This is a genomic window from Jeotgalicoccus sp. S0W5 (genome assembly GCF_011634875.1).
In the GTDB taxonomy this organism is placed as follows: Bacteria; Bacillota; Bacilli; order Staphylococcales; family Salinicoccaceae; genus Jeotgalicoccus; species Jeotgalicoccus marinus.
This window is the reverse complement of sequence record NZ_SIRQ01000006.1, coordinates 1-22,093: the sequence shown is the minus strand read 5'-3', so window position 1 is coordinate 22,093 and position 22,093 is coordinate 1. Positions and strand designations below refer to the sequence as shown.

The following is a 22,093-nucleotide window of genomic DNA, read 5'->3' as shown; positions in this document are numbered from 1 at the left end:
GTGTTATTTATTATACTTGGTTTTATTTTTTCATATGTAAACTATAGATATCGTAAAGATAGAATATGGCTCATTGTTTTTATTATTAACGCTGTGATTTTCCTTTACTATATCTATGCTGTAGTGATGTTTTTTGTTAATTAGAGAACATTATTTTAGGCTAAAAGTCCTGATAAAGTGACTTTTAGCCTTTTTTTAGGATTGAATACAACACTCAAGAAAAAAATTAAAAATCTTAAGTTTCACTTTCTATATAAGAATAGTCGGATAAATCTAAATCCGTCGGCTTTCCGTGAAGGAGATTTGCGACTTCACGTCCGACAAAGGGACTTGCAGTTAATCCGGTTGATCCCATACCATTAACAACAAAGGTATTGTCATCAACGTAACCTATAAACGGTAAATAGTCCCTAGTATACGGCTTCAGACCGACACTCATCTGAGTAATTTCGACTTCGTCTTTTTTAAAGTATTTGTATAATTCGCTTTCCAAATAGTCATAGCTCTCTTTTGTGGGTTGACAATCAAATGAATCAGTATCGATATGTGTTGTCCCTATAACGTATTCATTATCTTCTAAATGCACGATATAGGTCGGGCCAAGTGCCATGACGACAGGAGACTGTTCAACAGCTTGATTTTTTAATCTAAAGTACATTATCTCCGCACGCTGATGAGAAATTTCTGGCTTGTAGCTTTGTTCTTTTCCCCATGCGCCTGTAGCATAAATTTTAAAACTATCATCATCTTCTTTGTACGATTCATTTTTCCACACACCGCCGTGTTCTAAAAAGCCAGCTTTTAAGGCAGCTAATAATTTTTTACCTCTTACTTGCCCACCGCCTTCAACGATTAAAGCAGGGTATTGATTAGTCAAGGCAGGGTGTAATTGATTTAATTCATCGGTCGATAATATTCTTACTTCGCCGACATCTGGATTATCGATTGCTTTATCACTAATTCTTTTGACAGCTTTGTCAAAAATATTTTCCTTAAATAGACATATCGCACCAGAGTTTTTATAGCCGGTAGAAAGTTGACTGTCTGTTTCTAATTCTTTTATAAAACTTGGATAGTAGGAAGCACTTTTTGTGACAAGTCGATACCACTTTTTATTTCTACGTTGACTGATCCATGGACATACGATGCCTGCTGAAGCAAAGGTAGCCTGACCTTCATCATTTCTGTCATAGATTGTCACCTGACTGCCTAATTTAACTAGGTGATAGCCGATCGACACACCAGCTAGTCCACCACCTATTATTGTATAATGCATGTTAACCACTCCTGTGTAACTAAAGGTAAATTTATGTTATGTTTCATATATATTTTATAGAAAGAGGATTTCAATGGATAAGTTAGAATTAAATATATTCCAAGATAAAAAAGCGCTCAAACACATTTCTTGGATTCAAATTATCAGCGCAATACTTGCCTTTATTATTTGTTATCTCATTGAGGGATTGATTATCCATCCTATTGGTAGTGCACTGATTGGTAATGAAAGATTTGGTTTAGCTGTTGCAGTACTTATTATTATCGCACTTTTTATAGGAATTATCATTGTTCACGAAAGTATACATGGACTATTTTTTAAATTATTTAACCCGTCTGCTAAGGTGAACTTTGGCTTTAAAGCAGGCATGGCCTATGCCACTTCACCTGGGACAGTTTATACAAGACTTCAATTTTTAATTATTATCCTAATGCCATTTCTTATTATCACAACGATTATGGTAATTATGATGTTTACGCTCCCTAATCCTGCTTATAAATATTACATCGCAATTCACGCAGGTGCCTGTGCTGGTGATTTTTACTATGCCTATCTCATACTCAAACATAAGCATTTGAAATATGCGATAGATACAGAAGTGGGAATGAGTCTATATGAATCACAACCTGCTGAGTAATCTTTATAGAACATCTGTTCTGTATTTGCTATAATATATTTGGGTGAGGATGATGGAGAGAAGAATCATTCATATTGATATGGATGCCTTTTTTGCACAAGTAGAACAGAATGATAATCCAAATTTAAGAGGAAAACCTGTCATCGTCGGTGGTCGGTCTTACAATAGAGGTGTTGTAGCCACCGCTTCATATGAAGCAAGAAAGTTTGGTGTACATTCAGCAATGCCCACAAAGACTGCCCATAAACTGTGTCCCGACGGCGTATTTGTTCATCCTCGATTTGAAAGATATAAGGAAATATCCGAACAAATTCGGGAGATCTTTTTATCCTATACAGATGATATTGAACCTTTAAGTTTAGATGAAGCTTATTTGGATATTACTGAACTTGTAAACAAGACCCAGTCAGCGAGAACGGTCGCTTTGAAGATACAAAGTGAGATCTTTGAAAAGACAGGTTTAACATCCAGTAGTGGGATTTCATATAATAAGTACCTCGCAAAAATTGCTTCGGGAATGAATAAGCCAAAGGGAATGACTGTTATTGATTATAGTAATGTTCTTGAAATCTTGTTTTCTATGCCGATTGGCAAGTTCCCAGGAGTGGGCAAAGTGACTGAAGAAAAGATGCATGAACTTGGAATCAAAACAGGCAAAGATTTATATGATATGAGTAAGAGTGAATTAATTTTAAACTTTGGCAAAAGAGGCGAAAGTCTCCATAATAAGGCGCGTGGAATCGGTACGAATAAACTGACTGTCCAAAGAGAAAGAAAGTCAATTGGTAAAGAAACCACTTTTAATTATGACAGAAATGATGACACTGAAATATTAAGTGTACTAGAGACTTTAACAGAAAAAGTAAGTACTCGATTACAGGAAAAAGGTGTTGTGGCTAAGGTTATCACTGTAAAGATTAAAACTGCTAATTTTGAAACTCATACAAGACAGATGATGACGGTTGATCCAGTTTCCTCTGGAGATGATATATATCATTATGCATATAATCTCTATCACGAAGTGAAAGAAGCAGATGTACCGATACGATTAATTGGAGTGACAGCATCAAATCTCAGTGAAAGACTCTATAGAAACATGACCATATATGATTTTATCTTGTAGCATCTTTGATATAATAATAAATAAGACTAAAAGTAAGAAGGTATAAACATGATTGTACAAACAAAAGAAGAACTTGAAAAATTAGATGAGATTGGCCAGATTTGTGGGCGTGTTTTAAAAGATACGGTAGCACATGCAAAAGTTGGCATGTCGACTAAGGAACTTGATGACTTTGCAGGCAAGGAATTAGAAAAATACGGTGCGAAAAGTGCACCAATAAGTGAATATGATTTTCCTGGCTATACTTGCATAAGTATCAATGAAGAGGTTGCACACGGCATCCCAGGTCCACGTAAAATTAAAGACGGGGATATCGTAAACGTCGATATTTCTGCTGTTAAAGATGGTTATTATTCAGATACAGGTATTTCATTTATTGCTGGTGAAGCGGATGATCCATTAAAACAAAAAGTAATTGATGTGACAGCAATGGCATTTGAGGAAGCAATGAAGAAAATTAAGCCAGGTGCTAAAGTTTCACAAATTGGCCGTGCAGTTTTTAATACCGCTAGACAAAATGGACTGACAGTCATTAAAAATCTAACTGGACACGGTGTAGGTAAGAGCTTACATGATATGCCACAACACATAATGAACTATTATGATCCAACTGATAGAACGATTCTAAAAGAGGGCATGGTTATCGCAGTAGAACCATTTATTTCATCTAAAGCGACTATCGTTTCAGATGGTAAAAATGACTGGGCTTTTGAAACGAAAGATGGAAGCTATGTTGCCCAAAAAGAACATACAGTTCTCGTGACTAAAGAAGGTCCAAAATTACTGACGCTTATTGAAGATTAAAGTTAAAATCCTCTTTTCAAAAAGAAGCACCTAACAATGATGTTAGGTGCTTCTTTATCTATTCTTCTACTTTTTCATAGCCATTAATGACGAGGTCTGCTTTTCCTGTTTCTGGGTCCATAATTAGACCATGAACTGGAATACTTTTAGCAAGGAGTGGATGATTTTTCACGTTGTTGACTGTTTCAGTCACACTTTCTTCAACGCTATCGAAACCTTTAAGCCAGTCTCTCACATCAATACCTGAATGATCTAAAGTATTAAAGGTATCTTCAGAAATACCTCTATCTTTCATTTCTTTGATTACAGGATCTGGTTTTAAGGCACCAAAACCGCAATCATGATGGCCCATAATGAATACTTCATCAACGCCTAAGGCATATACGGCAACTAAAATACTGCGCATAGTCGATCCGTATGGGTGAGATACGACTGCACCAGCATTTTTCAGCTGTTTAATATCACCATTTTTTAATCCAAATGCTTTTGTAGCAAGTTCAGATAAGCGTGTATCCATACAAGTTAAAAACACTGCTTTTTTGTTAGGTGTCTTATCTGTCTTATAGGCTTTGAATTCCTCGTTTTTGACGAAGGCTTCATTTGCCTTTAATATTTCTTCTAATAAAGTCATCTTAGACTGACACGTCTCCTTCGTATTCCTATTGACGCTCATAGTTATCCGCTTTTTTTCTTAACTCTCTTTTGTATAAAATTGAGTTAATTTGGGCGCCTAAGATAATTATAACACCAGTAATGTACAACCAGAAAATTAAAATGATCACACCGGCAATTGAACCGTAAGTCGCTGAGTAGTTGCTAAAGTTTGAAACGTAGAAACTAAAGCCCCATGATGCAACTAAAAAGGCAATTGTTGTAAATATTGTACCTGGAATAACGGATTTGAATTTCAGTTTAATATTCGGTGCTGTCACATACATAATTAAGAATACTATCAAGACGAGCAGAACTGGTAAGATACTTCTAATTAAACTCCACACGTATTGGAATTGATCATCTAGGCCTATCACACCAAACATTAGGTCACCAATTTGTCCACCAAAGACAATTAAGACAAATGTCAGAATGACTGATAGTGACAAGATTAGTGTAAAGAAGACCGAGAGTGATTTCGTAACGAAGAAGTTTCGATTATCTTCTACATCATATGCAACGTTAAAGGCATTCATTAGGGCAGTCATACCATTAGAGGCAGACCACAGAGTTAAAATTAAACCTAATGATAATGTGCCACCACCAGAGTTCTCTAACACATCGCCAATGATTCCTTCAAGTAAGCTAGATATCTCGGCTGGTGCATAATCTTGAATAAAGCCAGTAATTACTTCCGGCTGTATTTGAAACAGCGGTACGATTGATAATAAGAAAATAAGCAATGGGAAAATCGCTAGTAGGAAGTAATAGGCTAATTGAGCAGCCATACCTGATGTATTGTCTAGTGAAAACCTAAATAATAATTGATTAAAGAAACCAGATTCATCTTTAACTTTTGCTGGCTTATTAATTTTTGAAACATACACATGTTCCTTGTCTTTTGAAGATACAGACTTAAAATCAATCTTATCTACAAAGACATCGTTCTTATCTTTCTCTTCTTCAGTATTATTCTTAATTTGATTCAGTAGTTTTGACGATGATTTATCCTTTGACATTCATTTCACCTCGCTAAAATAAAAGGACTATGTAACATAGTCCCAAGTAATATTAATTTAGTTTTTTCTCACGGTTTGATTGGAACGTATCTTTAGCATCTATAATTGCTTTTTCTAATTCAGGATTGTTACGGCGAATTTCTTCAATTGTATCTTTCCAGAATAGAACTTCATCTTTAATCATATCAATTTTAGATGGTTCGCCTGTTGAAGGACTATTAAAACGAGATTTAAGATCATCTGGGTTTTGTGCATAGTGCTTAATAGATTTTGTGTTTGATGCAAGTGATTCGCGAGTGCCTTTATCTAAAAGTGCAATTACTCCGCCGACAGCGGCTCCAATTACTATTGCTGGTACTAATTTGTTTTTCATAATTGATTCTCCTTATAGTTTCTTTGTAGTCTTTATATCCTATCTAAGCTAAGTATAAACGTTTTAAGCTAAGAAATTAAGAGAAACTCATATAAAAGAAAACTTTATTACCTTGTTAAGATAATATATATTTAATTTAATGTTTGATAATATAGTAGGTGAGTATGGAAAGGGGATTAATATGAACAAAGAAGAAATATTAAGCGATATAGTAGAACACTTAAATGTGGTGAATAAAGGCATATTCAAAGCTGAAGATTACAGTGATGATAAGTTGACTGAGCTTAACGATATTAAAAAAATGTTACAGTCGCGTAAGCAAATTTCAGCGGCTGAACAATCTGCTGTAATTGAAGAATTATCTAAAATGAGAAAGTAGGGGAAATCATGACTAATTTAGAAGATAAGTTATACAAGTATGCAGAGCTTCTAGTAGATGTTGGTATTAATGTAACTGAAGGTAAAAAACTATTTATTAGAGCAACTTCGGACGCTTTACCACTTGTGCGTTTAGTGACTAAAATTGCTTATGAACGTGGATCAAAAGATGTCAGAGTCTCATTAGGTGATGATACACTCTCAAGACTGAGTGCGACTTATAAAGACAAAGAAAGTTTAGCGACCGTACATGAGTTTGATGTCGCTGAACGTATGTACTATAGCGATGAGAAAGCCGGATTTTTAAGTATTATTTCAAGCTCACCAGAGCTATTAAAAGATGTCGAGCCAGAAAAATTAATGGCAATGCAAGTTGCACAAGGTAAGGCATTCAAAGAATTCTCTGCACGTACACAAAGTGATTACCATTCTTGGTGTGTTGCAGGCTATCCCTCAGTTGAGTGGGCGAGATTAGTTTACCCTGATTTAAGTGACAATGAAGCAGTAAATCGATTGTTAGAATTGATTCTATATACCGTTCGTGCAGACGTCGATAATCCAGTTCAAGCTTGGACCGAGCACGATAAGACGCTTCATGAAAAGGTTGATTATTTAAATGATAAACAATTTACTGCCTTACGCTATGAAGCACCTGGTACAAATTTAACTATTGGCTTACCACAAAATCACCTCTGGGCTGGTGCATCAAGTACTGATTCAAATGGAGATTCTTTTATGGCGAACATGCCCACTGAAGAAGTCTTTACCGCACCAGATAAGAACAGAGTAGATGGTTATGTATCAAACACTCTACCGCTGAGTCATGGTGGAAATATCATTGATGATTTCAAATTAACATTTAAAGATGGCGAAGTTATCGAATATGAGGCAAAAAAAGGTTACGAAATCCTTAAGAATATTATGGACACTGACGAAGGTGCGAGAAGATTAGGTGAAGTTGCACTTGTACCTGATGATTCTCCTATTTCAAATAAAGGTATTCTTTTCTTTAATACCTTATTCGATGAAAATGCATCATGTCACATTGCTTTAGGTAGTGCTTATGCTTTCTCTGTTCAAGGCGGTAAGGAGATGTCTCGTGATGAGCTGGATGCGGTCGGACTCAATGACTCTATAACCCATGTTGACTTCATGATTGGTTCTAAAGACTTAAATATCTATGGTGTAGATAATGAAGGAAATGAGACACCGGTATTTAGTCAAGGAAACTGGGCCTTTTAATAAATTTTAAGCACCATTGTGTTTTAATATATGATACAATTTAAGTAATTAAATTATGTAACATTTTATTAGAGGAGGGGTACTATGAGCAGTTGGCTCATGCTCTTAATAGTATTATCATTCATGTTTGCTATTCTCGGCTTTGCAGCAGTGCTATATTATTTCCTAGCACAGGCATTCCACAGTAAAGATGCAATTGTTGTGGATACGCCAGAAGAAGCGCTGGAACGTAAAATATAAGCTTTTAAAGTTAGAGGAGATGCGAATCTCCTCTATTTTTGTCGTTTAATGAAAGGGGAAAATCATGAAAAAACTAATGTCAGAATCCTATGCAGTAAAAACTGCTAATGTCCTACCACCAGATTCAAATTCACATGGTACATTGTTCGGTGGTAGGTTGTTACAATATGTAGATGATATTGCAGCAATCAGTGCAAGACGACATTGTAGGGAGAGTGTCGTCACAGCTTCTATAGATTCAATGGATTTTTTAAAGCCAATCAATGTCGGCGAAATTGTTATTTTAGAAGCTATGGTAACTTCCACAGGACGTAGTTCTATGGAAGTCATGGTCAAGATTTCAAAAGAAGATTTAACACGTGAATCTGGTAAGGAACTTGCAGCATTTTCTTTCTTAACTTTCGTCGCACTTGATGATGACAATAATAAGGTGGAAGTTCCTAAAATTGAAGCGGATAATGACCGTTTGCAGTGGCTGAAAGACACCGGTAGAGAGCGGTCGGAACGTCGACTTCAAAGAAAAGAACAAAGTAAGTCATTAAGCAGTTTTTTCGCTTCTGATTTATTGGAGTGATTTAAGTGGAAATTAGACGTATAGTCAAACAGAAAAAAGAAATGTACCAGGTGTATTTTGATGACGGACGCACTTTAAAAGTACATGAAGAATCACTTGTAAGGTACATGCTCATACCAGGTAAAGTGATAGAAGAAGATGAATTTGAAGCACTGACAACAAGTATTCAATTCGATCAGGCCTATACAAAGGGACTAAAATTTATCAGTTACAAGCTAAGGTCAATCCAAGAGATGTATTATTATTTAATTGAGGATTTTGATAACGATATTGTTAAAGAGACAATCAATCGATTGACTAATGAAGGATACTTAAACGATGATCAATATGCAGTGGCATTTAGAAATACCTTGTTAAATACAACAGATAAAGGTCCAGGACACCTTGTTCGTGAATTGAAAAAACAAGGTATCGAAGAAGATATTATCATGAGAGAGAAAGCTTATTTTGATGATTTAATCGATGCTGAACGAATGAATAAATTGAAGCATAAATTCCTCAAATCTCACCGTGGCTCATACATGCAGTTTAAACAAAAGCTGCAGGAGAAATTAATCCAAAGGGGATATCAAAAGCATCATATGGAAATGATTATATTTGATGATGATTTTGATGAGGAACATTATTTTGAGAAAGACTTTGAAAAATATTATAATAAGTATCAAAGAAAAGAAAGTGGCTATAAGCTAAAACAGAAAATGATTGCAGCAATGATGAGTAAAGGTTACCCTTATGATAAAATCAGTGAAAAGTTAGGCGGAATAGATGATGAATGAATCTCTCGGTCAAATGACAAGAAAGGAACTAAACCATTATATACAAACTAAGCGCGAAAAGATGAGACGTGCTGAAATGATGGGTGTTGAAAATGAGTACCGTGTACTAGAGCGTCAGGTAATCATTGCAGAGTGCTATTTAATCGATTTATCTCTTATTGAAAAAGGGAAAATATATAAGGTGATTAGCCAAGAAGATCACTATTTTAAAGTCGAGTATGTCAAGGGCATTTTTGCTTGGGGCTTTTTTGTCAATGGTGATGAAAAGGAAACTGGTATCCCAGTTAGCATGCTACAATTGCCTAAAAAGGTTGGCTAATGAAAAATAAAGTACTATTAAAAGGGATCGATTTAACCTATAGCAAAGAAGCTTCAGACTTTAAAACTCGCATGCTTGGCAATGCAGGAGATATTTATTTAAAGGACGTAAATATTCATCTCTATGAGGGAGAGGTCCTTGGACTTCTGAGTAGTCCAGATACTCTGTTCTATATTAAAGAAACGCTAAGTGGCACACTGGACCTTAAAGAAGGTAAAATAACTCGTAATGGTAGTATCCTAAGTTTAGATGTAGATGATCATCTAACGAATCCGTTTAAATTATCGTTTTTCATTGAAGAACTGCTTGAAGAATATATGAGCGGTAAGGCTTTTACTAAGACACTTGACCGCTTACAAGTTAAAGCAATTATCCGAAATAATTTAGATAAGAAAGTCAATGAATTGACGCGTAAACAGTTATCTCACGTCCTACTAGAGTTGTCAGCACTTATTGAGGCTGATGTGATTATTTACAACAACTTTCATAAAGATCTTGAAGATTTGGACAAGTTCAGAAGTGTCGTTAATATGCACGAGAACAGTAAACGCGGCATTCTGCTTTTAGAAACTGCCATAGAACCAATTGAAAAAATGGCGAATTATTTCACTTGGATAAGCTATGGACAAATACGGTATGAGGGCAGTGTAGAGGGTGGAAAGGAAGCCTATAACAAATACTTAAAAGAAAAAAGTAAGGTAAAAAATATAGAGCAAGAAGCCCTCTTTGACTTAGACTGGAAAAGACGAGTATATGAAGATGAAAAATATAATGAAAACTTTAAACGTTTAGGTAAACAACAGGCATCTGTTCTAGATAATGTCAATATTCAAAAGATTATTGTCAGCCTAGTCATTACCTTCGTTATGATTGTTGCTGCATTGGTGATTTTCATGAATATTACTTTCGTATCAGAAACACCAACATTTACAGAAGAGAATGAGAATTTTACAGAAGGCGAAACGACAGATCGACTCGCATATGCTTTTGTTGATAATGAAGGACTAAATTTAAATGGTGAAACTTTACCACCATTTACACTCATAGAAGTCACAGATTCGACTGAAGAGACCTATACAATAAATCATAATGGTATAGAAGAGACTGTGAATCGTGATGAGGTTGTTTATTTTAATCCAGCGAGTCTCTATACTGAAGCTGATTTCATGGAGTTACTTCAGTACACTGCACCGGTTATCCAAGATAACTATCTATTCTATTCTAATTACTTAAATGGAGATAGGGAATTCTTAGAACAAAATATTACTTTTGACAGTCTGGATGAGAATTCAGGTAAGGTTGCAGGAATACCTATTATTTATCACTTCCAAGGGCAAACAGTATTTTCTATGGAATTTGATGGGGTTGAAAATAATCCAATTGTAGAAGATATGAATTTATCTTCGGAAGTTACAATTTTTAGAGTTGATGGTGGCTTTATGATTTACGATAGTACGACTAATAAATGGAACTATATAATAAGGTAGGTGCCTGAGATGGATTACAGATTCAAATATTTGCTAAGAAGAGTATTCCGACAGGCGGATAGGTTTACCTTGTTAAATCTTACACCATTAATTATTTACTTAGTCGGACTTGTCGGTATGATTGTTGGGTTTATGTTCCTAGAATCCCAAACTATGATTCGGCTCTTGTATGGGATGACTGGTTTCATGTCTACAGTATGGGTTTTTAGTATGGTAATTTTAAATAAAAATGATGCTTACGTTAAAGGTTCAATTCTAAAAGTGAACTACATTCCATTATATTTAAGAATATTACCTGTCATGGTTTATCAAACTATAATCTTTATTATATTTTTAACGATGTATAGTGCGATAACTGCACTCTTTATTGATGATTGGCTATTAAATATCTTCTCGTTAATATATTACATCTTACTAGGTGTAATTTTGACGATACCATTCACTATGTTGTTTTTAGGCGTATCAATGCACATTAATACGACCAAGATTAATCCAATCTTGTTCCTAATTGTGTTGCTCGTTGTACCTGTGTTTTACTTACCAGAACAACTTCCAGGGATTCTTGAAAATATATTGAGTTTAAATCCCTTTTACTATGTAATTAATGGATTGCAAAATAATACGGTACATCAAGCATGGTCAATTAATCGTTTGCCATACGATGTACTGTACTTTACCCAAGTCGCGATATTATACTTGTGGGTGTTTGAGGCTTATGGAAAAATGAAAATACAATTATATAATGATAAAACCAGCATGCCTGAAAAATAGGCATGCTGGCTTTATGTTACGATAATTTTTGTTGGAGTTTATTTTCAGTGAAAACCCAACCTGTATAAGAGGATTGAACATCAAAATCATCTTTGTCTAATAGCATGATACAAACGAATGGATAATGACCATCTTTTAAATATCTAAGGTCTATATAACGCACCTCAATTGTATTATGGTCAATATCTTTAACCTCATGTCTATAAATAGAGGAGAAGAAAGTAAAGGATTTAAAGTTTTCATCATCTTTTACAGCTTCAAATAATTCACCTTCAAGTGGTTTCACTTTTTCAAAGCGATCGTAAAATACAATTTGACCTTTAAAAGTCCGACCAACATAGTAGTAATCTGCTGAAATTACTACCACTCTCCACTCATTAAATCGTATGGTTGGCATACAGAATACTCTACTGATGTCTCTATCAGGAATTTGTTTTATAATTTTTTGGATTAAATATTTTTGATAGGTAAAACGGGTGATGTAGTACAATACTAATACACCATATAAAATAATAAACAGCATGACTGGATTAAAACCGACGAACCACAGGATAAAATACAAGGCATGCATTATGATAATAGGTATATCTATAGTGTTGATGTATCCGAGCTGAATCCAAGTGTGGTTAAAAGGCCTGAGCGCCTGTGTACCATAGGCATTGAAAATGTCTGAAAAAACATGAAGGAAGACGCCAAAAAGTGACCAAAAGTACATATTTATAAAAGGCAGGCCGAATAAGGTACTGCTTAAAATTGCCAGCAATAATGGCCAAATTAATACAGTAAAAGGTAGAGAATGGGTAATACCACGATGGTGTTTAATATAAATGGCATTATTTTTAAGTTTCATTAAAGTATCGATGTCTGGAATTAACGAAGCACCGACGACAGTCGTAATAAACCCTGCTGAAACGGGGTCGATATTTGGGTCTATTTGTGCAAGACCAACTATCGTACCACCCATCAGGGTATGTGTTAAAGTATCCATCATTCCACTTCCATTCAATTTCTGCATTTTAATAATTTATTAAGGATGTTTACATGTTAAAAAGATCAGTTTTTAATGATACATTACTCGCTTGGTATCATGCAAATAAAAGGGAGCTACCTTGGCGACAGACGAGCGATCCCTATAAAATTTGGCTGAGTGAGGTTATGTTACAACAAACTCAAGTCATTACTGTTATACCCTATTTTAATAAATTTATAACAAAATATGAAACTCTAGATGCCCTTGCCAATGCTGACGAACAAGACTTATTAAAAGATTGGGAAGGCCTAGGTTACTATAATAGAATTCGAAATTTTCACCATGCAATTAAAGAAGTACAAAGTCTATATGATTCTAAAGTACCGAATCGACCCGAAGATTTTTTTAGCTTAAAAGGTGTAGGTCCATATATCGGTGGTGCAGTACAAAGTATAGCTTTTAATAATCAACTTGCCGCAGTAGATGGCAATGTGCTCAGAGTGATGACAAGATTAAATCGTGACAACCGGGACACAACAAAAGTTAGCGTGCAAAAAGATATTAAAAGAGATATAGAAAGTGATATGCCATTAGAAGCGGGTGACTTTAATCAAGCTTTGATGGAACTTGGAGCGACTATTTGCACACCGCGCACACCTAAGTGCGTTGTATGTCCAGTACAGGCCCATTGTGAAGCTTATAAAAAAGGTGAGGTAATGGCTTATCCTGTGAAGAAAAAAGCGAAAACTAAAAAAGAATATTATTACAATGTGTACTACATTCTGAACAATAAGAATGAAATTTTACTCTTTAAACAAGAAGATGATTTATTAAAAGGCATGTATGAGTTACCACGCTTTGACGTAGATACTTCCATAGAATCTTTAGAAGAACAATACCAAATCCAGCTCAGTCAGCCAAAAGGCCCCATCGGTGAACACAAACATGTCTTCACACATAAAGTCTGGTACATGGATGGCTATATCATTAGAACGACAGATCGTCATTCAGATTTTGTTCCATTAGATGAGGTGAAAAACTTACCGATGAGTGTGGCAATGCAAAAGATGATGAAGTTTATAGATGAATAAATCCTAGTCTATAAATTTTTAATAAGTATTTTGCTATGCTATACTATTTACGTAAATAATAAAGGTGGTGGGGTTATTATGGTGAAGGAATCCATTCCTTTAGAAGGAACAAAAATGAGGATTCAAAGCTATAAGCATGATGGGAGCATCCACCGCGTTTGGAGCGAAACGACGATTTTAAAAGGTACAGATCACGTCGTTATCGGAGGTAATAACAGGACGCTCGTCACAGAAAGTGATGGACGAAAGTGGGTGACAAGAGAACCTGCAATTGTTTACTTTCATAAAGATTATTGGTTCAATGTCATCTGTATGTTTAGAGAAGACGGTGTGTATTATTACTGTAATCTCTCTTCTCCATATGTTGCTGATGATGAAGCAATTAAGTACATCGATTATGATTTAGATATCAAGGTCTACCCAGATGGTAAATATCATCTTTTAGACGAAGATGAATATAAAGTTCACCGAAGTAGAATGAACTATTCTGATGATATTGACCGCATTTTAAAATTCAACGTCGACGAACTGCAACAGTGGATTGAAAGAAAAAAAGGGCCTTTTGCTCCAGATTTTATAAAGGTTTGGCACCATCGTTTTAATAATGAACATTAACCAATCGGTGAAAGCACTGATTGGTTTTACTATCTTAAGGGAGGCACTTTAATGATTAGAAGGTATATGAAGTTCGTTCAGCCTTACTATGGCATCATTGCTTTGACGATTGTTATAGGGATTCTTAAATTCGGAATTCCTTTACTTATTCCGTTATTTGTAGCGTATGCAATTGATGACATTATACTCGCTGAAGGACTTGCTTATGATGAGCGTATGACGATGCTCATCCAAGTTCTCTTAGTATTCGCTGTGATTTTTATAGTGTTAAGACCACCTGTAGAATTTCTCAGACAGTACTTGGCACAGCGCACGAGTAATAAGATTTTATATGATATCAGAAAAAAATTATATGGGCACCTCCAGATGTTAAGTGCAAAATTCTATGCCAACAATAAAGTGGGAGAAGTCATTTCAAGAGTCATCAATGATGTTGAGCAGACTAAGGACTTTATAATGACAGGCTTAATGAACGTCTGGCTAGATTTAGTGACAATTATTATTGCCTTAATTATTATGTTTAACTTAAATATTGAATTAACCTTTGCTTCAATTGCCATCTTCCCATTCTATATTTTTGGTGTTTGGTTCTTCTTTGGACGATTAAGAGCAAAAACAAGAAATCGTTCGCAAGCACTAGCAGAAGTACAAGGATTTCTACATGAAAGAGTGCAAGGGATTAATGTTGTAAAAAGTTTTGCAATCGAAGATCATGAAGAAAAGCGATTCGATAAGACCAACAATAATTTCTTAACAAAAGCACTAGACCACTCAAGATGGACAGCTTACAGTTTCATGGTGGTTAACACTATTACAGATATTGGTCCATTATTAGTTGTCGGATACGGTACATTCCTAGTATTGAATGATCAACTTTCAGTCGGTATCCTTGCTGCATTTGTTGCCTATTTAGAAAGACTATACGGGCCATTACGTCGACTTGTCTCATCTTCAACAGCACTAACACAGAGTGTGGCATCTATGGATAGGGTATTCCAACTATTTGATGTACCATACGATGTAAAAGATGAAGCGGGAGCGAAGCCGATTGGTGATGTGAAAGGTCATATTAGCTTAAAAGACGTCTCTTTCCAATATGAAGAAAATGATCAAACGATTTTAAATAACATCAATTTAGATATATTGATTGGACAAACGGTTGCCTTTGTGGGTATGAGTGGAGGCGGTAAGTCCACCTTAGTATCATTAATTCCAAGATTCTATGACGTGACTGAAGGAAGCATCGAAGTCGATGGACAGGATGTAAGAGATGTAACGGTACGATCTTTAAGAGATAATCTAGGTATTGTCATGCAGGACAATATCTTGTTCTCGGATTCTATAAAAGAAAATATCCTACTGGCTAAACCTGGTGCAACGGATGAGGAAGTGATCTTGGCTGCGAAAAGAGCGAATGCTCATGAATTTATCATGAATCTAGAAGAAGGTTATGATACTACAGTTGGTGAACGCGGAGTTAAACTTTCTGGCGGTCAGAAACAGAGAATTGCAATCGCCCGGGTATTCCTGAAAAATCCTCCAATCCTGATTTTAGATGAAGCAACAAGTGCACTAGATCTCGAAAGTGAGAGTATTATCCAAGAAACAATTGAAGAACTATCAAGTAATAGAACGACACTTATCGTAGCGCATAGGTTATCAACAGTGACTCATGCTGATAAGATTGTTGTTGTTGAAAATGGTGAAATAGTTGAGTCTGGTAGTCACGACGCACTGATGAAACATAGTGGAGTCTATAGAAATCTTTATGATATCCAGGGCTTATAGGTGTTTATATGAATACTTTGAATTTAGACTTTTTACAAGATGATACTTTAGCCGCCGCCAAGTATTTACTTGGAAAAGAGATAGTAACTTATATAGATGGAAAAATCACAGCTGGATATATTACTGAAGTTGAAGCTTACCTTGGTTTAGAAGACCGAGCATCACACACTTTTTCAGGTAAGGTTACGAAGAAAAATGATATGATGTTCAAACCTTATGGACATATTTATGTATACACCATGCATGGGCATAGTTGTATGAACTTTGTAACGACAAATAATCGACCGGAAGGTGTATTGATTCGAGGTATAGAGCCATCTCGAGGTATCGATACGATGCAGGACAGGCGTGGACGTAGTGATGGTTTAACAGATGGTCCTGGTAAACTGACTCAAGCATTAGGTATTACTAGACAAGCGCATAATGGCATTGATATAAACAGTGATATTTTAAAAATCTATGAAGGTAAAAAACCGGATGAGATTTTAGATACACCGAGGATTGGTATTGATAACAAAAAAGAAGCAGTCGATTATTTATACCGTTTCATCGTTAGTGGTAATCCGCATGTGAGCCGCTTTAGAGGTAAGGCCAAAGCAAATAATGGTTGGAAATATTAAAGACGATAAAATCCATTTGGATTTTATCGTCTCTTTTTTATATATCTAAAGTTTCATCTTGAATGTCTATTTTATTTTCTTCATTGTGATATGAGAAAAAGCTGTTTGTTAAGCGGTCTACACGTTCTACAGCTCTTGAGTATTCGTGTAGGGCAGTAATAACTTCTAAAATGTTCTCATATTGAAGCTTATCATTTTCATCAGTTAGGCGAGAATAATTAGTCAGGAAATGTGTCATAAGGCTTTCATCATATTGATGTGTCGTTTCAATGTAGATTTCAGACGTTTCTGGTTTAATTTTCTCTGTAAACTTCATGAATACTTGTTCATGGTAGGCCATTAATTCATCCATTTCGAGTCGCATATGATTTTTTAAATCTTCATCTAAGTGATAGTAGTCGTTTTCATGTCTGTTTAAACGATCCAAAAAGTTATATGTTTGTCTGGTAGATTCTATCAAGTGTTTAAATAGCACTTTTCTACGGTGATGTGTAAATTTTTGCTTCTTAAAGATGTTCCGCTCTTCCTTATACCAGGAATACATCGTTTCAAGTTTTGTCACTCTAGTTTGAAGTTGTGCCAAGTCTTTTTTGACGATTTGAGATTCACTTACCGCATTGAATTCTAAACGTATCCATTTAAAAATATCATTCGTTACATTAAAACAGTTGTGATACATCTTAGTTTCATAACGCGGTGGTATAAAGACAAGGTTAACAAGTAAAGACACCAAAACACCAATCATTACGAGAGAGAATCTGGTTCCTGCAACAACTAGAAAATCACCTGTGTCCATCTCGACACCGAACGGTACATCCATAATAGCGACTACTGTGATGACTGCAAGTGTTGATACACTTTGGAGTTTAAAGAATAACAGCATTGCCAAGACGAGAATGACCGTCAATCCGATAATTAAAATGTTACTACCGAATAGTAGTACCATGATGATAGAAGAAATGGCACCGATGGAGTTTCCTCTAAATTGATTCCAAGTTGTCTCTAATGATCGATAAACGTTGGGTTGTAAGGCGTTAACAGAGGCGATACCGGCGATCAAAGCCGGTGTTAAGCCAATGTAATTTGCTAAAAAGAATGTTAAAACGACAGCTATACCGGTTTTTAATACTCTAGCACCAAATCGCATGGCACCAACTCCTACTCCTAAAGGTCATTTTTAAACACTGCTTCGACAATCTCTAAAGTGTCTTCAATATCTTGATCTGTATGTTCTGTCGTTAAGAACCAAGCCTCGTATTTAGATGGTGCAATATTGACACCACGGTTGATTAGACCTCTAAAGAATTTAGCGAATAATTCACCGTTACTTGCTTCAGCTTGTTTATAATTTTTAACTGTTTCATCTGTAAAGTATATTGTTAAGGCACCAACAAGACGATTAATGTTTGCTTTTACTTGGTACTTATCGATTAGTTTAAGAAGGCCATCTTCTAACTTCGCTCCTAAGCGGTCTAGCTCTTCATAAACACCTTCTTGCTCGAGTACTTCTAAACAAGCGATACCTGCTGCCATAGAAAGTGGATTTCCTGCCATAGTACCAGCTTGGTAGGCCGCACCAAGTGGTGCAACTTTTTCCATGATATCAAGGCGACCACCGTAGGCACCGATTGGTGTACCGCCACCGATAATTTTTCCTAAGGCAGTTAAATCAGGTGTCACCCCGACAAGATTTGTTGCTGAGCCATAAGAGAAGCGAAAAGCGGTAATAACTTCATCGTATATTACTAAGGAGCCGTTGTCATGTGCAATATCATTGACTGCTTGTAAAAAGCCTTCTTCTGCTTCAACAATACCGAAGTTTCCTACGATAGGTTCAACTAAGACTCCGGCAATTTCATCACCGAAATGATCGATAGCAGTTTTAAAGTCTTCTATGTTATTGAAGGGTACAGTAATGACATCTTCAGCAACACCTTTTGGTACACCTGCAGAATCTGGAGTGCCAAGTTGTGAAGGACCACTACCCGCAGCAACGAGTACTAAATCTGAATGGCCATGATAGCAACCTTCAAATTTTATAATTTTATTCCGTCCAGTGTAGGCACGCGCCACTCTTATTGTCGTCATAACTGCTTCAGTACCTGAGTTCACGAAGCGTACTCTTTCTAATGAAGGAATAGCTGCTCGTAGTTTTTTAGCAAAGTCAACTTCAAGTGTTGTTGCTGTACCATAGAGAATACCTTTACTAGATTGTTCAGTGATTGCCTCGTGAATTCGAGGGTGACCATGACCAGTAATTATTGGACCATAGGCCGCGAGATAATCAATATACTTATTTCCATCAATATCATAGAAATGTGCACCTTCAGCACTTTCCATCACAATCGGTGCACCGCCACCAACAGCTTTATAAGATCTAGAAGGGGAGTTCACACCACCGAGAATTACTGCTTCGGCTTCTTTTTGCATTGCCTGTGAGTTCGTATGCTTATACATATTTTCATCCTTACTTTACATCAGATTTATTCATTCAATATAATAACATAATTCAGCTATTTGTTTAAGGTACAAGAATGGTTTAAAGTAAACATATAAGAGGGTATTGTAGATATACCAAATTACATTATATAAAGGATGAATATAAATGGAGAAATTTCCTGAATTTGAATTAGAAAATCAAGATGGGGAAGTCGTATCAAATAACACGTTAACAGGTACCACTGTGCTATATTTTTATCCGAAAGACAACACGCCAGGTTGTACGACACAAGCATGTGATATGCGTGATAGCATGGCAGATTTAAATGAATTAGGTGTCACAGTATATGGAATTAGTGGTGATTCTAAACAAAAACATAAGAACTTTATCGAAAAAAATAACTTAAACTTTGACTTACTTGTGGATGAAGACTTTAAACTTTCTAATGAACTTGGGGTCTATGGTTTGAAGAAAGCCTTTGGTAAAGAATTTAATGGGATTAGTCGTACGACGTTTGTAATTGACAAAGATTCTAACATTTTAAAACGTTTTGATGATGTAAAACCAAAAGAACATGCAGACGAACTGAAAAGTTTTCTTAAAGAGGGATAAGCTATGAATATTATTTCTACTGTGAGACTGAAAGATGAAATGATTAACCGTTTACCTGAATCTGTAACTTATAGCTTCAATAAGATGAAAGAACTTTCCAGTGAAGAGAAAATGGGTGCAGAAATACTCATTACTTATGGGAGCGACATAACAGTTGAGGAATCAGCTAATTTTCCAAATGTAAAATGGCTTCACGTGATGAGTGCTGGTGTCGATGAGATTCCGAAAGCTTTGTTCGAACAGGCAATTGTAACTAATTCTTCAGGTATTCATAAAATACCGATGACAGAATTCGCAATTGGTCTCATCTTACAGTATTATAAACAACTTCCTTCATTAAAAGAGGCAGAAAAAAATAATGAGTGGATTAAGTACTCAAGATCTGAGGAGCTATATGGGAAAGAAGCTCATATTCTAGGGACAGGTAATATAGGAAGTCATCTAGCGAAAACTTTACAAGTCTTTGGAGTACAGACACATGGTTATAATACTAATGGGCGAAGTATTGAAGGTTTCGATAAAACCCATAAAATTGATGATTTAAATGAAGCGGTCGTCTCCGCAGATATTCTAGTGAATGTTTTGCCCTCGACTGAAAAAACAACTGGCTTGTTAAAAGTAGATACGTTTAAGGCTATGAAAGATGATGGTATGTTCATTAATATTGGCCGTGGTACAGTAATGACAGATGAGACTTTATTAGAGATATTAAGAGAACGATATATCGCACATGTATCGTCTGATGTTTTTAATGAAGAGCCATTGTCAGAGGATAGCCCCTTATATGGCTTTGACAATTTAACTATCACTCCGCATTGTTCAGCTAAAACAGACATGTATTTATACAGAGCTTTTGATATCTTTTTAGATAATCTTGCTCGTTTTAATAAGGATGCTGCACTAGTTAATGTTGTGGAATTTGACAAGGGATACTAAGATTGATTTGACAATCTTTTCACATTCAAAGTACAATAATATTATTAGTATATAAATATAGAAGGAAGGATCAGTCATATGAAGATGATCGATAATCATCATGACCATTTCAGTGAGTCTCTCGAAACGCTTAAGCAAACTGGCGTAAGAATCACTCCACAGCGTAAAGCTGTGCTCAATTATTTGGTTGAGAGTGAAGTGCATCCTACTGCTGATGATATATTCCAATCACTGTCTAGCGAATTTCCAAACATGAGTGTCGCGACAGTTTACAATAATTTAAAATTATTTAAACAGACTGGTCTCGTTAAAGAACTGACTTATGGAGATTCATCTAGTCGATTCGATTTTAATTCGGTTCCACATTATCATATCATCTGTAGTGAGTGCGGCAAGATCACAGACTTCCAGTATCCTGCTTTGGAAGAAGTTGAACATTTAGCAGGTTTAGTAACTGATTATGAAGTGAGTCATCACCGTTTAGAAATTTACGGTGTATGCCCAGAGTGCAATACAAAATAATAGGTGAAATAAAAGCGGGACTACTAATAGTAGTCCCGTTTTTATTATTACTGACCTTATTCTTTTTCTTTGTTTCTGATTTCTTCAATCTTTTTCTCACGGCGGTGCTTCACATTATAGTCAGTTGTGAATGCCTCACCTTCAAGTTCCTTATCAAGGGTGAGTGGTTCTTTACAATGCTGACAATAATCAACTCTACCTAATATCTTAGTATGGCGTTCACAGTTTGGGCACTGGACAGTCACAGTTCTCGTACTAATCATACCGACCCAAAAGTAAATAACGAAACTTAGCATAATCGGAATGACACCTAAAACTAAGAAGATCATCATAGCCCAGGGTGTTTCTCTAAAGAATATTCCTATATACATCACAGCCATACCAATAAAGATAAGTGCTAGAGCCCAGCCGCGTATACGCAGGATTTTGTTTCCGGGCTTTCTCATATATGTCACCTCTAAAATTATTCTATACTTTCATCGCTGTATATGATAGTATATATCAAGTATTCATTTTGAACATTTAAGAACTTTTAAGCGAAGTAAAGAACTTTAAAAAATTCTTTTAAAGATTTTTAATAAAAGTGTTGACGGAATACATACAACTTGTTATTATATAAAAGTCGCTTGTTTCAAGAGCGCCTAACACAAAGGATTGCAAAACGCAATTAAGAACGTGTTAAAAAAGATTAAAAAATGTTAAATTAACACTTGCATTTTTGAAATCAACCGTGTATAGTAATAAGAGTAATACGAAATAAAGTTTCAACAGAACATTGAAAACTGAATGACAATATGTCAACGTTTAATTCCGAATAAAAAGTCTTCTA

General features: G+C 35.6%; 26 protein-coding genes. 18 read left to right on the top strand and 8 right to left on the bottom strand.

Annotation, left to right across the window (positions count from 1 at the left end; genetic code table 11):
• Positions 1-235: 235 nt before the first annotated feature.
• Positions 236-1,276: an NAD(P)/FAD-dependent oxidoreductase gene (locus EYB29_RS08225; protein WP_026867222.1), complete on the bottom strand. Its 1,041-nt coding sequence runs from the start codon at positions 1,274-1,276 to the stop codon at positions 236-238.
• 73 nt (positions 1,277-1,349) lie between these two features.
• On the opposite strand from EYB29_RS08225, the gene EYB29_RS08220 reads away from it, so the two are divergent.
• The 3 genes from EYB29_RS08220 to map are packed head-to-tail and all read left to right on the top strand — an operon-like array spanning position 1,350 to position 3,840.
• The gene (locus tag EYB29_RS08220; RefSeq protein WP_026867221.1) at positions 1,350-1,913 is read left to right on the top strand and encodes a DUF3267 domain-containing protein; all 564 of its coding nucleotides are present in this window, start codon (positions 1,350-1,352) and stop codon (positions 1,911-1,913) included.
• A gap of 49 nt (positions 1,914-1,962) precedes the next feature.
• A complete protein-coding gene (dinB, locus tag EYB29_RS08215; RefSeq protein WP_026867220.1) occupies positions 1,963-3,036 on the top strand; it encodes a DNA polymerase IV in 1,074 nt (357 codons plus the stop codon).
• Positions 3,037-3,084: 48 nt separating this feature from the next.
• Positions 3,085-3,840 (top strand): type I methionyl aminopeptidase, encoded by a 756-nt coding sequence (map, locus tag EYB29_RS08210; RefSeq protein WP_026867219.1) that lies wholly within the window; start codon positions 3,085-3,087, stop codon positions 3,838-3,840.
• Positions 3,841-3,898: 58 nt separating this feature from the next.
• Here the strand turns inward: map and EYB29_RS08205 are convergent, their stop codons facing one another.
• From EYB29_RS08205 to EYB29_RS08195, 3 genes are read right to left on the bottom strand one after another with little or no spacing between them, the layout of a single operon-like run.
• Positions 3,899-4,471, bottom strand: coding sequence for a beta-class carbonic anhydrase (locus EYB29_RS08205; RefSeq protein WP_026867218.1), 573 nt, complete (start codon positions 4,469-4,471; stop codon positions 3,899-3,901).
• Positions 4,472-4,499: 28 nt separating this feature from the next.
• Positions 4,500-5,510, bottom strand: coding sequence for a YihY/virulence factor BrkB family protein (locus tag EYB29_RS08200; protein WP_026867217.1), 1,011 nt, complete (start codon positions 5,508-5,510; stop codon positions 4,500-4,502).
• Positions 5,511-5,562: 52 nt separating this feature from the next.
• Positions 5,563-5,883: a YtxH domain-containing protein gene (locus tag EYB29_RS08195; protein WP_026867216.1), complete on the bottom strand. Its 321-nt coding sequence runs from the start codon at positions 5,881-5,883 to the stop codon at positions 5,563-5,565.
• 181 nt (positions 5,884-6,064) lie between these two features.
• Here EYB29_RS08195 and EYB29_RS08190 point away from each other — a divergent pair, with 181 nt between their 5' ends.
• The 8 genes from EYB29_RS08190 to EYB29_RS08155 all read left to right on the top strand — a co-directional run bounded on the left by EYB29_RS08190 (position 6,065) and on the right by EYB29_RS08155 (position 11,670).
• A complete protein-coding gene (locus EYB29_RS08190) occupies positions 6,065-6,262 on the top strand; it encodes a DUF1128 family protein (RefSeq protein WP_026867215.1) in 198 nt (65 codons plus the stop codon).
• 8 nt (positions 6,263-6,270) lie between these two features.
• On the top strand, positions 6,271-7,503 hold the full coding sequence (locus tag EYB29_RS08185; RefSeq protein ID WP_026867214.1) for an aminopeptidase: 1,233 nt from the start codon (positions 6,271-6,273) through the stop codon (positions 7,501-7,503).
• A gap of 84 nt (positions 7,504-7,587) precedes the next feature.
• Positions 7,588-7,743, top strand: coding sequence for a hypothetical protein (locus EYB29_RS08180; protein WP_166627055.1), 156 nt, complete (start codon positions 7,588-7,590; stop codon positions 7,741-7,743).
• A 64-nt stretch (positions 7,744-7,807) separates the two neighbouring features.
• Positions 7,808-8,317: an acyl-CoA thioesterase gene (locus EYB29_RS08175; protein WP_035856873.1), complete on the top strand. Its 510-nt coding sequence runs from the start codon at positions 7,808-7,810 to the stop codon at positions 8,315-8,317.
• A 5-nt stretch (positions 8,318-8,322) separates the two neighbouring features.
• On the top strand, positions 8,323-9,093 hold the full coding sequence (locus tag EYB29_RS08170) for a RecX family transcriptional regulator (RefSeq protein ID WP_026867212.1): 771 nt from the start codon (positions 8,323-8,325) through the stop codon (positions 9,091-9,093).
• Positions 9,083-9,412, top strand: a complete 330-nt coding sequence (locus EYB29_RS08165; protein WP_026867211.1) for a YfhH family protein — start codon at positions 9,083-9,085, stop codon at positions 9,410-9,412. The genes EYB29_RS08170 and EYB29_RS08165 overlap by 11 nt, the downstream gene beginning before the upstream one ends.
• Entirely contained in the window at positions 9,412-10,899 is a 1,488-nt protein-coding gene (locus tag EYB29_RS08160) for a hypothetical protein (RefSeq protein WP_026867210.1), read from the top strand. Before EYB29_RS08165 ends, EYB29_RS08160 begins: the two co-directional genes overlap by 1 nt.
• A 9-nt stretch (positions 10,900-10,908) precedes the next feature.
• Positions 10,909-11,670 carry an ABC transporter permease gene (locus EYB29_RS08155; protein WP_026867209.1) on the top strand — a complete coding sequence of 254 codons (762 nt, stop codon included), beginning with the start codon at positions 10,909-10,911 and terminating at the stop codon, positions 11,668-11,670.
• Between the two features lie 16 nt (positions 11,671-11,686).
• Here the strand turns inward: EYB29_RS08155 and EYB29_RS08150 are convergent, their stop codons facing one another.
• A complete protein-coding gene (locus EYB29_RS08150; RefSeq protein WP_240921851.1) occupies positions 11,687-12,685 on the bottom strand; it encodes a metal-dependent hydrolase in 999 nt (332 codons plus the stop codon).
• A 26-nt stretch (positions 12,686-12,711) separates the two neighbouring features.
• On the opposite strand from EYB29_RS08150, the gene mutY reads away from it, so the two are divergent.
• The 4 genes from mutY (at position 12,712) to EYB29_RS08130 (ending at position 16,754) form a co-directional block, all read left to right on the top strand.
• A complete protein-coding gene (gene mutY / locus EYB29_RS08145; protein ID WP_026867207.1) occupies positions 12,712-13,731 on the top strand; it encodes an A/G-specific adenine glycosylase in 1,020 nt (339 codons plus the stop codon).
• A gap of 78 nt (positions 13,732-13,809) precedes the next feature.
• Positions 13,810-14,346 (top strand): nucleoside tri-diphosphate phosphatase, encoded by a 537-nt coding sequence (gene ntdP / locus EYB29_RS08140; RefSeq protein ID WP_026867206.1) that lies wholly within the window; start codon positions 13,810-13,812, stop codon positions 14,344-14,346.
• A 51-nt stretch (positions 14,347-14,397) separates the two neighbouring features.
• Positions 14,398-16,134 carry an ABC transporter ATP-binding protein gene (locus EYB29_RS08135; protein ID WP_026867205.1) on the top strand — a complete coding sequence of 579 codons (1,737 nt, stop codon included), beginning with the start codon at positions 14,398-14,400 and terminating at the stop codon, positions 16,132-16,134.
• Between the two features lie 8 nt (positions 16,135-16,142).
• Positions 16,143-16,754: a DNA-3-methyladenine glycosylase gene (locus tag EYB29_RS08130; protein WP_035856829.1), complete on the top strand. Its 612-nt coding sequence runs from the start codon at positions 16,143-16,145 to the stop codon at positions 16,752-16,754.
• Positions 16,755-16,791: 37 nt separating this feature from the next.
• On the opposite strand, the gene EYB29_RS08125 is transcribed toward EYB29_RS08130, so the two are convergent.
• Together EYB29_RS08125 and EYB29_RS08120 are read right to left on the bottom strand one after the other, a co-directional pair.
• Positions 16,792-17,901, bottom strand: a complete 1,110-nt coding sequence (locus EYB29_RS08125; RefSeq protein ID WP_026867203.1) for an FUSC family protein — start codon at positions 17,899-17,901, stop codon at positions 16,792-16,794.
• A 17-nt stretch (positions 17,902-17,918) separates the two neighbouring features.
• Positions 17,919-19,211, bottom strand: a complete 1,293-nt coding sequence (locus EYB29_RS08120) for a glutamate-1-semialdehyde 2,1-aminomutase (RefSeq protein WP_026867202.1) — start codon at positions 19,209-19,211, stop codon at positions 17,919-17,921.
• A 148-nt stretch (positions 19,212-19,359) separates the two neighbouring features.
• Between EYB29_RS08120 and bcp the strand changes: the two genes are divergently transcribed.
• From bcp to perR, 3 genes are all read left to right on the top strand, one after another.
• Positions 19,360-19,806: a thioredoxin-dependent thiol peroxidase gene (bcp, locus tag EYB29_RS08115; RefSeq protein WP_026867201.1), complete on the top strand. Its 447-nt coding sequence runs from the start codon at positions 19,360-19,362 to the stop codon at positions 19,804-19,806.
• Between the two features lie 3 nt (positions 19,807-19,809).
• Complete coding sequence (locus EYB29_RS08110; protein ID WP_026867200.1) at positions 19,810-20,742, top strand: D-2-hydroxyacid dehydrogenase; 933 nt, start codon at positions 19,810-19,812, stop codon at positions 20,740-20,742.
• Between the two features lie 84 nt (positions 20,743-20,826).
• Positions 20,827-21,264 carry a peroxide-responsive transcriptional repressor PerR gene (gene perR / locus EYB29_RS08105; RefSeq protein WP_026867199.1) on the top strand — a complete coding sequence of 146 codons (438 nt, stop codon included), beginning with the start codon at positions 20,827-20,829 and terminating at the stop codon, positions 21,262-21,264.
• A 56-nt stretch (positions 21,265-21,320) separates the two neighbouring features.
• Here perR and EYB29_RS08100 read toward each other — a convergent pair whose 3' ends face one another.
• A complete protein-coding gene (locus EYB29_RS08100; protein WP_026867198.1) occupies positions 21,321-21,710 on the bottom strand; it encodes a DUF2614 family zinc ribbon-containing protein in 390 nt (129 codons plus the stop codon).
• Positions 21,711-22,093: the final 383 nt, after the last annotated feature.

What these genes read in the sequence shown, in the direction of transcription:
- EYB29_RS08225 (WP_026867222.1), bottom strand. Translation starts at nt 1,276, where the DNA reads ATGCATTATACAATAATAGGTGGTGGACTAGCTGGTGTGTCGATCGGC.
- EYB29_RS08220 (WP_026867221.1), top strand. Translation starts at nt 1,350, where the DNA reads ATGGATAAGTTAGAATTAAATATATTCCAAGATAAAAAAGCGCTCAAA.
- dinB (WP_026867220.1), top strand. Translation starts at nt 1,963, where the DNA reads ATGATGGAGAGAAGAATCATTCATATTGATATGGATGCCTTTTTTGCA.
- map (WP_026867219.1), top strand. Translation starts at nt 3,085, where the DNA reads ATGATTGTACAAACAAAAGAAGAACTTGAAAAATTAGATGAGATTGGC.
- EYB29_RS08205 (WP_026867218.1), bottom strand. Translation starts at nt 4,471, where the DNA reads ATGACTTTATTAGAAGAAATATTAAAGGCAAATGAAGCCTTCGTCAAA.
- EYB29_RS08200 (WP_026867217.1), bottom strand. Translation starts at nt 5,510, where the DNA reads ATGTCAAAGGATAAATCATCGTCAAAACTACTGAATCAAATTAAGAAT.
- EYB29_RS08195 (WP_026867216.1), bottom strand. Translation starts at nt 5,883, where the DNA reads ATGAAAAACAAATTAGTACCAGCAATAGTAATTGGAGCCGCTGTCGGC.
- EYB29_RS08190 (WP_026867215.1), top strand. Translation starts at nt 6,065, where the DNA reads ATGAACAAAGAAGAAATATTAAGCGATATAGTAGAACACTTAAATGTG.
- EYB29_RS08185 (WP_026867214.1), top strand. Translation starts at nt 6,271, where the DNA reads ATGACTAATTTAGAAGATAAGTTATACAAGTATGCAGAGCTTCTAGTA.
- EYB29_RS08180 (WP_166627055.1), top strand. Translation starts at nt 7,588, where the DNA reads ATGAGCAGTTGGCTCATGCTCTTAATAGTATTATCATTCATGTTTGCT.
- EYB29_RS08175 (WP_035856873.1), top strand. Translation starts at nt 7,808, where the DNA reads ATGAAAAAACTAATGTCAGAATCCTATGCAGTAAAAACTGCTAATGTC.
- EYB29_RS08165 (WP_026867211.1), top strand. Translation starts at nt 9,083, where the DNA reads ATGATGAATGAATCTCTCGGTCAAATGACAAGAAAGGAACTAAACCAT.
- EYB29_RS08160 (WP_026867210.1), top strand. Translation starts at nt 9,412, where the DNA reads ATGAAAAATAAAGTACTATTAAAAGGGATCGATTTAACCTATAGCAAA.
- EYB29_RS08155 (WP_026867209.1), top strand. Translation starts at nt 10,909, where the DNA reads ATGGATTACAGATTCAAATATTTGCTAAGAAGAGTATTCCGACAGGCG.
- EYB29_RS08150 (WP_240921851.1), bottom strand. Translation starts at nt 12,685, where the DNA reads ATGCAGAAATTGAATGGAAGTGGAATGATGGATACTTTAACACATACC.
- mutY (WP_026867207.1), top strand. Translation starts at nt 12,712, where the DNA reads ATGTTAAAAAGATCAGTTTTTAATGATACATTACTCGCTTGGTATCAT.
- ntdP (WP_026867206.1), top strand. Translation starts at nt 13,810, where the DNA reads ATGGTGAAGGAATCCATTCCTTTAGAAGGAACAAAAATGAGGATTCAA.
- EYB29_RS08135 (WP_026867205.1), top strand. Translation starts at nt 14,398, where the DNA reads ATGATTAGAAGGTATATGAAGTTCGTTCAGCCTTACTATGGCATCATT.
- EYB29_RS08130 (WP_035856829.1), top strand. Translation starts at nt 16,143, where the DNA reads ATGAATACTTTGAATTTAGACTTTTTACAAGATGATACTTTAGCCGCC.
- EYB29_RS08125 (WP_026867203.1), bottom strand. Translation starts at nt 17,901, where the DNA reads ATGCGATTTGGTGCTAGAGTATTAAAAACCGGTATAGCTGTCGTTTTA.
- EYB29_RS08120 (WP_026867202.1), bottom strand. Translation starts at nt 19,211, where the DNA reads ATGTATAAGCATACGAACTCACAGGCAATGCAAAAAGAAGCCGAAGCA.
- bcp (WP_026867201.1), top strand. Translation starts at nt 19,360, where the DNA reads ATGGAGAAATTTCCTGAATTTGAATTAGAAAATCAAGATGGGGAAGTC.
- EYB29_RS08110 (WP_026867200.1), top strand. Translation starts at nt 19,810, where the DNA reads ATGAATATTATTTCTACTGTGAGACTGAAAGATGAAATGATTAACCGT.
- perR (WP_026867199.1), top strand. Translation starts at nt 20,827, where the DNA reads ATGATCGATAATCATCATGACCATTTCAGTGAGTCTCTCGAAACGCTT.
- EYB29_RS08100 (WP_026867198.1), bottom strand. Translation starts at nt 21,710, where the DNA reads ATGAGAAAGCCCGGAAACAAAATCCTGCGTATACGCGGCTGGGCTCTA.